This window comes from Thalassococcus lentus (assembly GCF_028023555.1).
Taxonomy (GTDB): domain Bacteria; phylum Pseudomonadota; class Alphaproteobacteria; order Rhodobacterales; family Rhodobacteraceae; genus Thalassococcus_A; species Thalassococcus_A lentus.
Map to the genome: position 1 here is coordinate 274,398 of NZ_JAQIOY010000002.1, position 12,801 is coordinate 287,198.

The following is a 12,801-nucleotide window of genomic DNA, read 5'->3' on the forward strand; positions in this document are numbered from 1 at the left end:
CCCGTTATTCGGCTGCGATCGAAGACACGTCCTGACCAGATGCGGCCATGATTGCCTTAACGATGTTGTGGTAGCCGGTGCAGCGGCAGATGTTGCCTTCAAGGTAGTCGCGCACCTCGGCCTCGGTTGGCTTCGGATTTTCCTTGAGCAGCGCTGCGGCACTCATAACCATACCGGGTGTGCAGAAACCGCACTGCAGACCATGATGTTCCTGAAAGGCGGCCTGAATAACACTGAGCGAGCCGTCCGCATTGGCCTGCCCCTCGATGGTGGCAACTTCGGCACCATCCGCTTCGGCTGCGAACATCGTGCAGGATTTGACGGCCTGCCCGTTCACATGGATCACACAAGCGCCACACTGCGACGTGTCACACCCAACGTGCGTACCTGTCAAACGCAGTTCTTCGCGCAGAAAATCGGTCATGAGCGTGTTGCCCTTGACCGACTTGGTGACGGATTTTCCGTTCACCGTCATCGTCACTTCTGCCATTTTTCTCCTCCCTGGTATTTCCAATTTTGTTTGGTTCTGTCGAACCACCTAATGCGTTGCGGCCATTCAGCCAGAGACCAGCCTTTTGAACCAGCCTTTCTTTTTCTGTTCGGTGCCATGGCCTTCTTCTGCCTCGGCCTCGTCATCGGGACCTTCGATCGCTTCTTGAAAGTTGGTAAAGAACTGATCGGCCATCTTCTTGGCAAACCCGTCGATGATCCGGCTGCCCAACTGCGCAAGCTTGCCTCCAACCTTAGCCTCGACGTCATAAGTCAAAAGCGTGCCGCCATCGTCTCCGGGCGCCAGCGTAACAACTGCACCGCCCTTGGCAAAACCGGCGGCGCCGCCCTTGCCTTCGCCATTCAGCGTCACGGTATTGGGCGCATCGACATCGGCCAGTGTGACCTTGCCTTTGAAGGTCGCTTTGACCGGGCCGACCTTTTGAACAACCGTCGCCTCGAACCCGTCGTCGGCGTTTCCGGCCATCTCGGTGCAGCCCGGAACACACTCCTTGAGCACATCCGGATTCAGAATCGCTTCCCAGACCACCTCTTGGGGGGCACTGATCTGCCGGGAATCGCTCATTTGCATGGATATTTCCTCTTTCTTAGCGCCAGCCTAGGCGCGCTGCCCTTCGGGGCATATTAGACCAATGGGTTAGAAGCCGCCGCAGCGCTACCACTGCGGGGGATGATGAGTGATGCCGTACTCGGCGAAAATTTTTTCAACGGCGCCATTCGACAAGGCCTCGGTCACGGCGTCACCAACCGTGTAGCTGAGTGGCCGATAAGCAAAGTGAACCGCCGTTCCCAGCACCCATTTGCCCCGTGCCAGTCCGGCCAAAGGCGGTTCGTGCACGGCAACGCCGTCGCCGGCAAAAAACTCCAACTGGGCCTTTGGGCCCATGGCCGCCATGGTTTCACCGGCGTTGAGCGCCTCCATTGCCGCCTGCATGCTCGGGTAGCGCCGGACGCCCTTGCCCGTCTGCCCGCCAGCAAAGCCGGACAAATAAAAATCCGCGATCGAGTCGTTTTCGACGGCAACCGTATCGAACCGGAAATAGGCAGGCACCGGACCGCCATCGGGATAAGCCGCCTCGCTGTAGGCGATGGCGATGCGTTCCTCGTGGTACTGCCCCGGGAACACCACCTGTTCGACCCTGCATTTGAACGCGCTGTCATAAGGCACGCGCATCATCGCATTGGACACCGCACCACCGACAATTGGCCCTTTCCAGATGTTGTTGCGTAAATCCGCATCAAGAGTTTCCCCGGCCGTCACAAATTTGAACCGCGCCTCAACCCCAACATATTCAGCAATCAGGTGCGCTAGATCGACGTCAACACCGCGCGGTTGGCCAGCGTCTTCCCAGCTGTAAGGCGCGAAGTCCTCGTAAACTGCGAAGGTCATGAATCCACGATCCATGATCGTATCCATATCCTGACCGACTATGTCCCTGCTGGCGTTTTGCGGTTTTGGCTGAGGCACATGATCGGCACAGGGATCGTTTGCCCACACGTCCTGCGGCGCAAGACAGAGCGCCGCAACGCAAATCGACCAAGCCCAGTTTCGAATCATCGTGCCTATCGCCTTAGTTCGCAGCAGAGAGCCCGATGGTAAGCGCTTCGGCAGCCTTAACGTAAGCCTCTTGTGTGCCATCAATGGCAAATGCCGCTCGGCTGGCCGCGCTGTCGGCTACGGGTGCCCCGGACAAGGTCTCAATCCCAGCGGCGATTTCCGACAGCCGCGCCTTGATTGCATCGGGGTCTGCACCGGACGGATCCTTGCCCAAAGCGATCAGCGTGTCGCGAATACCTTTCAGCTCGTCCGATACTTCGGCCATGCTATCGTCGTCCGGACGTGTTTCGATGTAGGTTCGGATGGCCCAGGCAGCTTCTTGGCCCAGCAATTCACCAAAGGCCGGCATCTTGGTGACCCCGTTCTGGGTGTAGCCATGAATGAACCGCTCCATGTACCATTCGTCTCCGTATTCCTCGGCCTCCAGGAACCGCAAGTCCGGAGCCAGACCGCCAGAAATCACTTCGAGCCCGTGACACCGGGCACAGTTCTGGTTGTAGCCGGATGCACCGATCTCGACCGCTCGGGCCCAGACTTCCTGCCCGACGGCTTCGGCACGATATGGGTTTTCGATCAGCCACTCTTCGCCAACCTCGGGCAAACCTGTTGTGTCGACGGCCTGCGGCGTGACATCGCCATGCGCATGCAACAACGTGCCAGTTGCCAGAATGGCCAACGCAGATACGGCGGTTTTGGTCAGAACGGTCATGTCAGATCCTCCCGTTTGGAGACATGGATGTGGCTGTGCTCAGGCAGCACCGATCGTGCGGCTCTCGCTTGAGGCCATTGATAGGATGGCAACCAGAGCGCCGATATTGGACTTTCGTGGCGCGCAACCGACAATGTGACAGACTGGGCTTGCACCATGGTCGTATTGAGATGCCAGGTAGCACCTTTAGCGTCAGCCATAAGGGAGGATGCAGTAACATGTCTTGGCGATCCATGGCCATTTGTCTGGCCGCCACTTTTTGTGCCGCGCTTTCCTCCGCACCGACCGATGTGCAGGCCGCTGATGTAACCGTTCAATTCGTGCAGCAAAAAGTGCCGCCGCCGCCCGTTCTGTCGAATCTCGATCCCATCCCCGAGGACCTCGGCCTTCGCGGCGCTGAACTGGCTTTGACAGACAACATGACCACCGGCCGCTTTCTTGGCCAAAACTGGACTCTCGAGATCACACAGGTCGAACCCGGCGGTGATTTCGCCAGCGCGCTTGATGCGGCTTTGGCTCAGACTGATCTGGTTATCCTCGACGCGCCTGCTGCCCAGGTGCGCGAAGCGGCGTCACGCGTGGCCGGCACAACTGCGCTACTGTTCAACGCAGGTGCTTCAGATCCCGCTCTGCGCGATGAGGCCTGCAGCGCAAATATGCTGCACACCTTGCCTTCGGAATACATGTTGTCGGACGCCCTGATGCAATTTGCGGTCAAACGCCGCTGGACCGACCTGGCCCTGATCACCGGTGAAGGCCCCGGTGACGCTGAACAGGCCGCGGCCTTGGAACGGTCTGCTACCAAATTCGGGCTCAAGATCGGCGCGCGCAAGACCTGGGCGTTTGACGCGGATATGCGCCGCAACGCTTCACAGGAAGTGCCACTGTTCACGCAAGAACTGGGTGATTACGATCTGCTGCTGGTCGCCGATGCTGCCAACGACTTTGCCCGCTACATTCCGTTCAACACGTGGCGCCCCCGCCCCGTCGCCGGAGCCGAAGGGCTGACACCGCAGGTCTGGGATCGGGTGGTCGAACAATGGGGCGCCGCGCAACTGCAGTCGCGCTTCACCGAACTGGCCGGGCGCGACATGCAAGGGCGGGACTATGCCGTCTGGGCCGCCATGCGCGCAATCGGTGAAGCGGTGACACGCACGAAGGCCGCCGACGCTCAGACATTGCGAAGCTATATGCTTGGCCCCGATTTCGAACTGGCCGGTTTCAAGGGACGCCCCCTGACCTTTCGCGACTGGAATGGCCAGATGCGCCAACCGATCGCCCTGACCCACCGCGGTGCTCTGGTGGCGCAGGCTCCGCTCGAAGGCTTCCTGCACCAGCGAACCGAACTTGACACACTTGGTCTGGACGCCCCGGAAAGCCGCTGTGCGGCGTTCAAACAATGAACCGCCCCTTGCTGCTTCTTTGTGCCAAAAATATCCCGGGGGTCCGGGGGCAGCGCCCCCGGTTCCTGTATCAAAAGGACTGACGATTTGAAACCAACGCCTCTTCTCGCCTGCCTTTCCAGCCTGTGTCTGCTTGGCGCCGCCACCCCCGCGCTATCTGACGAAATATGGGTCACCAATGAAAAAGACGACACGATTTCGGTGATCGACATCGAAACCATGGAAGTGACCCGAACGATTCCCACAGGCGAACGCCCACGCGGCATCACATTTTCCAAGGATTTTTCCGTCGTCTACATTTGCGCCTCGGACAGTGACGCCGTGCAGGTCATGGACCCGGCAACCGGTGAGATCCTTCACGATTTGCCATCAGGCGAAGACCCCGAACAGTTTGTTCTGCATCCAGATGACCGGCATCTCTACATCGCCAATGAAGATGATGCGATCACCACGGTGGTCGATACAGTGTCGCGCACGGTTGTCGCCCAGATTGATGTTGGGATCGAGCCCGAAGGCATGGCCGTGTCACCCGATGGCAAGATTGCCATCACCACTTCCGAAACAACCAATATGGCCCATTGGATCGATACGGAAACGCAAGAATTGTTCGCCAACACATTGGTCGACAGCCGTCCGCGCCACGCCGAATTTGTCAAAGGCGGGTCAGAGCTTTGGGTTAGCGCCGAAATCGGCGGTACGATCTCGGTCTTCGATGTGGCCACGCAGGCCGAAAAGACCAAGATCAGCTTCGAAGTTGCCAACATGCATCCCGACCGTGTTCAACCCGTGGGCTTTGAATTCACCCAAGGGGATACTCATGCCTTTGTCGCGCTTGGCCCATCCAACCACGTGGCCGTGGTGAATGCAGAAACCTACGAAGTCGAAGACTACATCCTCGTGGGGCGCCGGGTCTGGCACATGGATTTCAACGCGGACCGGTCCTTGCTGTTCACGACCAATGGCGTCTCAGGAGATGTAACCGTCATCGACGTTGCGTCGCGCAAGGCGCTCAAGTCCATCAAGGTGGGCCGGTTTCCTTGGGGCGCTGCATTCAGGCCAACAAACTGACCGCTTGGACCCTTAGGCCGCTATTCCCACCCTTCGTCTGAACAAGGAACTTTCCACATGATCAAACCGATATTGACCGCTCTTTTGGTCTGCGCCCTGCCCCTGTCCGTGCAGGCCGATGATGACGACGATGACAACCGCTTTGGGCTGGCCGGGATTTTGTCGGCCAAGAACAAAGAAGATCTCGAACCCATTCAGCTGTCGGCTGGCATGCCGCTGACATCAGCACCGTGGGTTTTGAAATCCGGTACCTACTATGAATTTGAAATACAAGGCGATGGCAGTCAGGAACTGGCCTTGGTCGGGCCAGAGTTTTTCCGGGCCATCTGGGTAGATGAAATCGTCGTCGAAGGATTGGAAATTCGGCCCCTCGGCCTCGATTCAGTCGAATTCGACGAGGCGGGCGAAATGGAGATCGGATTCGTCGCGATCAAACCGGGCTCTTACTATCTCAAGGTGCCCGGCTCGACCGGTGAAACCCAGCGGCTGGAAATTACAATTGAATAGCCGGGCTGGCGCAACCCGTACTGACCGGCTTACTCTGCCATCATGAGCCTGTCTGTTTCTGATCTGAGTTTCTCATATGGTGCAAAACCGGCGCTGGACGCAGTCTCGTTTGACGTGGCGGCCGGGCGTTTCTGCGCCTTGCTCGGGCCAAACGGTGCGGGAAAATCCACTCTGTTTGGGCTGTTGACCCAGCTGTTTTCAAGTGCGGACGGACGCATCGAAATTGCGGGACACGACCTGCAGAAGGCACCGCGGGCTGCTCTTGCCGCTATGGGGGTGGTGTTTCAGCAACCCACGCTCGATCTGGATTTGAGTGTGCGTCAGAACCTACGGTATTTCGCGGCCCTTCAAGGTTTGTCCGGAAAGACCGCCGAAACCCGGATCGACGCGGCGCTGGACCAGTTGGATATGCGTCAGCGCGCAGGGGAAAAGGCGCGCGGCCTGAATGGCGGTCATCGCAGGCGCACTGAAATCGCACGCGCCCTTTTGCATCATCCAAAGGTGTTGCTTTTGGACGAACCAACCGTCGGATTGGACGCCGCCGCACGTCAATCTCTGGTGGCGCATGTACACGAATTGGCCTTAGGCGGTATCAGCGTTCTTTGGGCAACTCATTTGACCGACGAAGTGCAGATGCAAGACGACCTAGTGCTGCTGCACCAGGGCCGGATACGCGCGCGTGGCGTGACTGGAGATCTGGTCGGCGGTCAAGCGTTGCAAGACTGGTTTCTTGCGGAAACGGGAGTGGCTGCATGAGGAAGCCAACGTACCGCATTGAAAAATCAGAGTATTATTTCTATCGTTCGGTGAGCGGAATGTGGTTGTGCCCATGACCTATTTGCCAGCCTTTCGCGCGATCGTCATCCGGGAAGCTTTGCGCTTTGTGCATCAACGCGAACGGTTCATTGCGGCCCTTGTCAGGCCATTGGTCTGGCTGTTGGTCTTTGCCGCCGGTTTTCGCGCCGCTTTGGGCCTGTCGATCACGCCGCCCTACCAAACCTACATCACCTACGAGACATACATTGTCCCGGGGCTCTGCGGCATGATCTTGTTGTTCAATGGCATGCAGTCTTCATTATCGTTGGTTTACGACCGGGAAATGGGATCCATGCGGTTGCTTTTGACGGCACCACTGCCCCGCTGGTTTCTATTGTTTTCAAAGCTTTGCGGCGCGACCTTTATCGGGGTTCTGCAGTGCTATGCCTTTTTGGCCATCGCCTGGGCCTTTGACATCACTGCGCCTGCCATCGGCTATCTGACTGTTCTGCCGGCCTTGGTTCTTGCAGGCTTGATGCTGGGGGCTCTTGGTCTGGCGCTGTCCAGCTTTATCAAACAGCTTGAAAACTTTGCCGGCGTCATGAACTTCGTGATCTTTCCAATGTTTTTCCTCAGCTCCGCGCTCTATCCTCTTTGGAAAATGGCCGAGTCCTCAGAGCTGTTGCATGACATCTGCGCGGCCAATCCGTTTACCCATGCTGTTGAGCTGATCCGCTTTGCTCTGCATGGTGAATTAAGTCCTTCCGCGTTGCTTTGGACCGGCATTGCGGCCTTTGTGTTCATGGCGTTGGCCATCTGGGGATATGATCCCGCACGCGGGATGGTGCGGCGCAAGAGGTGATCTACGACCATTGCAGACGTGAAAGCTTTGCCCGTCTCTGCTAAGGTCGGCGCAGGAGGCCATCCATGCTGATACGTCTGAGTTTGATTGCGACAGTTCTTTTCGCCAGTGCGCCGAGCGCAGAGGAACGCGAAGAGGATCTCGGCACGCTGAACCCCGAGGAAATGACATGGGGCAACAACATCGCCAAAATTGAACGCGGCGAAACTGACATGGCGCTCTGTGCCTCGGGATATCTCATGACAAAGTCAGGCGATCATGAAACCGCCCGCAAGATTTTCGAAGCCTGTGCCGAAGCCGGATACACTGGCACCATGACGTGGATGTCCTATATGGAAAACAACGGCTTTGGCGGCGAATACAATCCCGACGCATCGGCCGAATGGGACAGGCGCGCTGCGGAAATGGGCGATCCGGTTGGCAAATTCAACCATGGGATCAACCTGATGCGCGGTCACGGGATTGCCCGGGATGAAACCCTCGGGCGCATGTTCGTGGATCAGGCCGCTGCGGATGGTCTGAGTGTGGCCAAACGTTTGCAGCGGGCGGACTACGATCTGGACGAAGTCACGCCTGACGCGGACAACTGGCGCTACGCACCCTCCTTTTGAGCCTTATGGATCCAGCGTTGCCGGGCTACCGGACAGGTGGACGATACGCGACGCGAGCCGTTTTGCTTCGCTTTCCGCATGGGTCACCAATAGGGTCGTGACAGAACTTCCCGACCGCAAAGTTTCGAAAAGTGTCATCATTTCATCGGCAAGGGCCGCATCCAACGACACAAATGGCTCGTCCAGAAGCAGCAGATCCGGAGATCCGGCAAAGGCACGGGCCAAGGCCAATCGCCGTTGTTGTCCAAGGCTCAGCTGACCGGGGAAATCACCGCCACGCCCTGCCAGGCCGACGCTGGCCAGTGCTTGCTCCGCGGCCTCAGGCGAAATGTGGAGGGTCAGGCAGAGATTTTCCTGCAAATTCCGCCATGGTAACAGTGTTGGTTCCTGAAACACCACGGCGACGTTTTTCGGGCGCTCGACCGACCCGCGTTGCCGCGTTTCCAATCCTGCCAGAACCCGTAACAGGCTGGTTTTTCCGATCCCGGATGGTCCGGTCAATGCCACCGTCTCACCACTGAACAAATCAAGCTGCACGGGCCCCAAAATTGCGCGCCCCGCCAGCTCAAGTCCGTCAAGTGACAGGCGCGCAACTGGTTTGCGCGCGCCTGCCTGTTGGTCATCCTGCACGAGACGCAGCCTGGTCATATCCGCTCAGCTGCCGGGCTGGACAAAAACACCGGATGGCAGTTCCGTGGCGGTACCCACCAGTTCTTCGCCCCCAAGATCGGCCATAAGCTTGAGCATCTTGGCAGCTGCGTCTTCGTTCACCGGACCCGGCGCCGGGATACCCGCGCGAAAGCCCGCGACGAGAGCGTCAAACTGTGCGTCGGTCTTGGCCTTCATACGTGGACGCAGGCGATCCCATTCCGCATCATCCGTACCCAGCAGGTCCTTGGCCGCGCGGGATGCTCCGGCCATGCCGTTCACCAGTTCAGGATTGTCACGCAACATGTCGCCGCGCATGACATAGCCCAGCAACGGCGTTTGCGTGTCCAAGCCCAAAGCTTCGGCAGCGGTTTCAACGGTCACCAAAGGACGCATGCCCGAGGCTTCCATCTTGGCAAGGAAGTGCCAGAAATTGATTGCACCATCGAGTTCACCCTGAAGCGCAGTTTTGAAGATCAGCGGCGGTGCGCCAAACACCTGTTCCGTTTGCGCGACCAGATCGAGATCGAATTCCTGCTGCGCATAAGCCTGCAAGATCAACCAGCTCTTGTCCAAAGGCCCGCCAGCAATACCGATCTTTCCGCCCTGCAGATCCGCAAGCGATTGCGCGGGGCTTCCTGCTGGTACCATCACGGCGCCCACGGCGCGGCTGTATGGGATGAAGACATAGTCTTTACCTGCTGCCCGCTGACGCGCAACCCATAGCCAATCCGACACGATCACGTCAGCCTCACCGCCCTGAAAGGCGACCTTGGCAGCAGCGCCACCGGCCATGCCCTGCACTTCAAGCGAGAACCCGTTGGCTTCGTCAAAGGCGTGGTGTTTGATCGTGTCCAGTTCCCAGTTCACGGTCCCATACTGAAGTACAGCAGCCCGTAGAACAGGTGTTTCGGCACAAACCGCGGTGGCTGTCGCAATCAATGCGGCTGCGCCTGCGCGCAGTGTGTTCATAAACGTCATGAGTTCCTCCCATTAGCTGGCTCAAAGAGTACCAGCAGGAAAACATGCCGATATACGACCAATGGACATGCCGCCGATGGCGAAAGCTTGATTTGGATCATGAACGCTGGAAAAGCCGGTTTCTAAAATCGGCGCAGGTTCAAGCAAAGGAGAGAACCATGCGCCCTCAATTCGCCCTGCCCTTGTGCGCCGCTCTGGTTGCCACCATTGGCATGCCCGCGTCCTCAGACACCTATCAGGATGTCAAAATCGCAGCTGGAAAATCGCTTTTTGATGCTGAATGTAGACTATGTCATGCAGACAATGCCGACGATGCCTCATACGGGCCACCGCTTGAGAACGTTCTGTACCGTGGTGCCGGGACCTTTGAGGACTACGACTATTCCATCGCTCTTGAAGCGTCTGGCATCGTTTGGACGCCAGCTGCACTCAGAGCTTGGATGGAAGACAACGCAGGGTTCATGCCGGGAACCAAAATGCGCCATGTCGGCATAAAGGACAGAACCGTGCAGGATTTCATTCTGTCCTACCTTGCTGCGATCAGTCCGCAGGACAATACCGCCGCCAGTGACTAGGCGCCGGTCGTCTGGCTGTTATCGCAACGCATGACGGCCAGACGACTTGCGTGCGTTCGTGTCTATTCGGGCAAAACCAAGAGCGTCGGCAACCAATGGTTCTGTGGCTCAGCCGGATCCAGAAGCGATCGGTTGACCGGACGAAGCACGCCATCTTCGGGCGGAACAGAGAGGCTGTTCATGTCCATTTCATGCATCACACCCACCAGAGATGGGCCGTCTGCTTCTACCACATAGTAGACGCCGTTCCACAAATCGATCCCGTAGCTGCCCGCCTTTTTCCAGATGAACAGAAAGTCGTATTCGATATCGATCAAGTCATTGGAAATATTGCGATTGATGGCATAGGGATAAGGAACGTGGCACCATAGTTTTTCAGGGCCATCCAGACACCGGAACGGTCGCATCGACAAAAAGTGTTCTGAAAATTGACTATGGTCCATATCGACTGAATACAGGCCATCCTCAGCCATAGCCAAATCGGCAATCCGGATCTTTTCGTTGCCCTGAGCGGTTTGCAACCAGACCCCGTAAGACCCGGTTTCCAATGCGCCAGCCGCCCCGCCCAATGCCATCGTAACGCCGGTCACCGCTGCCAGACCTGATGCGCGCAAACCTGATCTCATGGCCCCTCACCTCTCACTTTTGACACTATGATTCTATCAGGTTGGGTTGGCGAATCACGCTTCTGTCAAGTCTGCAAGGGTCGTACGACCTAAGCCGCGTTCCGCGAAAATGGCCTTTGTTTATACTGATCGGCGAACATACGGCCGTTTTGTGCGCAGTGCATTGCATCGCCACAAGTCGTCCCCACAACGAAGCCATGTTCATGGGAGGAATGATATGAACAGATTCGTCGCCGCAGCCATCTTTGGCCTGATTGCCACCACGGGTGCGCAGGCCGAGGTGACCGAAGAGATGATCGCCAACGACCAGATGATGACCAATCAGGTTGTTACCAACGGCATGGGTCGCCATCTGCAGCGCTATTCGCCGCTGGAGACGCTGAACAAGGACAACGTCAAGAACCTCGTTCCAGCCTGGGCCTTCAGCCTCGGTGGTGAAAAGCAGCGCGGCCAGGAAACGCAGCCGATCGTTTATGACGGCGTGATGTATATCACCGGCTCGTATTCGCGCCTCTATGCCATCGACATCGAAACCGGCAAGGAAATCTGGCAGTATGATGCCCGCCTTCCTGAAGGCATTCTGCCCTGCTGTGACGTGATCAACCGCGGTGCGGCGATCTACGGCGATAAGATCATCTTTGGCACCTTGGATGCCCGGATCGTTGCGCTGAACAAGGACACAGGTGACGTGGTCTGGCGCGACAAGATCGACGACTACAAGGCCGGCTATTCCTACACCGCTGCGCCGATGATCGTGAACGGATTGGTCATTACCGGTAATTCTGGCGGTGAATTTGGTATCGTTGGTGCCGTTCAGGCGCGGGATGTGAACACCGGTGATCTGGTCTGGAACCGTCCGGTGATCGAAGGCCACATGGGCATGCTGAATGGCGAAGAAAGCACCATGACCGGCACGCTGAATGCGACATGGCCCGGTGACATGTGGAAGACCGGCGGCGGTGCGACATGGCTTGGCGGATCTTATGACGCACGGACCGACACGATCATTTTCGGAACCGGCAACCCTGCTCCATGGAACAGCCACCTGCGCAATGCCGGCACGCCCACCGAAGGCAACAAGGGTGACAACCTTTATGCGGCCTCGCGGATTGGTATCGATCCGGCAACTGGCGAGATCAAGTGGCACTATCAGACCACTCCACGCGAAGGCTGGGACTACGATGGCGTGAACGAAGTGGTTGCCTATGATGACCGCGACGGTAACCAGCGTCTGGCCACAGCTGACCGGAACGGTTTCTTCTATGTTCTCGACGCGGCTGATGGCGGCTTTGTCGGTGCGACACCTTTCGTCAAGGACATCTCCTGGGCCGAAGGTATCGATGACACCGGACGTCCGATCTTTGTCGAAGACAACCGTCCGGGCAATCCTGCCGATGCGGCCGACGGCAAGAAGGGCGAAGTCGTCTTTGCCAGCCCGTCGTTCCTTGGTGGTAAGAACTGGATGCCGATGGCCTTCAGCCAGAAGACCGGCAACTTCTATGTGCCTTCGAACGAATGGGGCATGGATATCTGGAACGAGCCTGTGACCTACAAGAAGGGTGCGGCCTACCTTGGTTCCGGCTTCACGATCAAGCCGAACTACGAAGACCACATTGGATCGCTCAAAGCGATTGATCCGGACTCGCTCGAAGTGGTTTGGGAAGCCAAGAACGATGCGCCTCTCTGGGGTGGCGTCATGGCGACCGCCGGTGGTCTGGTGTTCTACGGCACACCGGAAGGTGAGTTTGTCGCGCTGGACGATGAAACCGGTGAAAAGCTTTGGTCCTTCCAGACCGGCTCTGGCATCGTGGGTCAGCCGATCACCTGGGAACAGGATGGCGAACAGTTTGTATCGGTCATCTCCGGCTGGGGCGGTGCGGTTCCGCTTTGGGGTGGTGAAGTGGCCAAGAAGGTCAACTACCTGAACCAAGGTGGCCTGCTGTGGACATTCCGTCTGCCAAAGGAACTGGCCTCGGCCAACTGATCC

The 12,801-nt window shown here is 57.8% G+C and carries 15 protein-coding genes; 8 read left to right on the top strand and 7 right to left on the bottom strand.

Annotated elements, in window-relative coordinates; all coding sequences use genetic code 11:
- Positions 1–4 precede the first annotated feature (4 nt).
- From PFY00_RS06420 to pedF, 4 genes are all read right to left on the bottom strand, one after another.
- Positions 5–490: a (2Fe-2S)-binding protein gene (locus PFY00_RS06420; RefSeq protein ID WP_271431710.1), complete on the bottom strand. Its 486-nt coding sequence runs from the start codon at positions 488–490 to the stop codon at positions 5–7.
- 66 nt (positions 491–556) lie between these two features.
- Positions 557–1,081, bottom strand: coding sequence for a CoxG family protein (locus PFY00_RS06425; RefSeq protein ID WP_271431711.1), 525 nt, complete (start codon positions 1,079–1,081; stop codon positions 557–559).
- An 84-nt stretch (positions 1,082–1,165) separates the two neighbouring features.
- Entirely contained in the window at positions 1,166–2,068 is a 903-nt protein-coding gene (locus tag PFY00_RS06430) for a substrate-binding periplasmic protein (protein WP_271431712.1), read from the bottom strand.
- Between the two features lie 13 nt (positions 2,069–2,081).
- Complete coding sequence (pedF, locus tag PFY00_RS06435; RefSeq protein WP_271431713.1) at positions 2,082–2,777, bottom strand: cytochrome c-550 PedF; 696 nt, start codon at positions 2,775–2,777, stop codon at positions 2,082–2,084.
- A gap of 218 nt (positions 2,778–2,995) precedes the next feature.
- Between pedF and PFY00_RS06440 the strand changes: the two genes are divergently transcribed.
- From PFY00_RS06440 to PFY00_RS06465, 6 genes are all read left to right on the top strand, one after another.
- Positions 2,996–4,180 (top strand): ABC transporter substrate-binding protein, encoded by a 1,185-nt coding sequence (locus tag PFY00_RS06440; RefSeq protein ID WP_271431714.1) that lies wholly within the window; start codon positions 2,996–2,998, stop codon positions 4,178–4,180.
- An 87-nt stretch (positions 4,181–4,267) separates the two neighbouring features.
- Positions 4,268–5,248 (top strand): YVTN family beta-propeller repeat protein, encoded by a 981-nt coding sequence (locus PFY00_RS06445; protein ID WP_271431715.1) that lies wholly within the window; start codon positions 4,268–4,270, stop codon positions 5,246–5,248.
- A gap of 57 nt (positions 5,249–5,305) precedes the next feature.
- On the top strand, positions 5,306–5,755 hold the full coding sequence (locus tag PFY00_RS06450; protein ID WP_271431716.1) for a hypothetical protein: 450 nt from the start codon (positions 5,306–5,308) through the stop codon (positions 5,753–5,755).
- Between the two features lie 42 nt (positions 5,756–5,797).
- A complete protein-coding gene (locus tag PFY00_RS06455) occupies positions 5,798–6,511 on the top strand; it encodes an ABC transporter ATP-binding protein (RefSeq protein ID WP_271431717.1) in 714 nt (237 codons plus the stop codon).
- A 73-nt stretch (positions 6,512–6,584) separates the two neighbouring features.
- On the top strand, positions 6,585–7,373 hold the full coding sequence (locus PFY00_RS06460) for an ABC transporter permease (RefSeq protein ID WP_271431718.1): 789 nt from the start codon (positions 6,585–6,587) through the stop codon (positions 7,371–7,373).
- Positions 7,374–7,438: 65 nt separating this feature from the next.
- Positions 7,439–7,984: a tetratricopeptide repeat protein gene (locus PFY00_RS06465; protein ID WP_271431719.1), complete on the top strand. Its 546-nt coding sequence runs from the start codon at positions 7,439–7,441 to the stop codon at positions 7,982–7,984.
- Positions 7,985–7,987: 3 nt separating this feature from the next.
- Here PFY00_RS06465 and PFY00_RS06470 read toward each other — a convergent pair whose 3' ends face one another.
- Positions 7,988–8,632, bottom strand: coding sequence for an ABC transporter ATP-binding protein (locus tag PFY00_RS06470; protein WP_271431720.1), 645 nt, complete (start codon positions 8,630–8,632; stop codon positions 7,988–7,990).
- Between the two features lie 6 nt (positions 8,633–8,638).
- The gene (locus PFY00_RS06475; protein ID WP_408648446.1) at positions 8,639–9,613 is read right to left on the bottom strand and encodes an ABC transporter substrate-binding protein; all 975 of its coding nucleotides are present in this window, start codon (positions 9,611–9,613) and stop codon (positions 8,639–8,641) included.
- A gap of 158 nt (positions 9,614–9,771) precedes the next feature.
- Between PFY00_RS06475 and PFY00_RS06480 the strand changes: the two genes are divergently transcribed.
- Entirely contained in the window at positions 9,772–10,188 is a 417-nt protein-coding gene (locus PFY00_RS06480; RefSeq protein ID WP_271431721.1) for a c-type cytochrome, read from the top strand.
- Between the two features lie 62 nt (positions 10,189–10,250).
- Here PFY00_RS06480 and PFY00_RS06485 read toward each other — a convergent pair whose 3' ends face one another.
- Positions 10,251–10,814, bottom strand: coding sequence for a hypothetical protein (locus tag PFY00_RS06485; protein ID WP_271431722.1), 564 nt, complete (start codon positions 10,812–10,814; stop codon positions 10,251–10,253).
- A gap of 217 nt (positions 10,815–11,031) precedes the next feature.
- Between PFY00_RS06485 and PFY00_RS06490 the strand changes: the two genes are divergently transcribed.
- Positions 11,032–12,798 (top strand): PQQ-dependent methanol/ethanol family dehydrogenase, encoded by a 1,767-nt coding sequence (locus PFY00_RS06490; RefSeq protein ID WP_271431723.1) that lies wholly within the window; start codon positions 11,032–11,034, stop codon positions 12,796–12,798.
- Positions 12,799–12,801 lie beyond the last annotated feature (3 nt).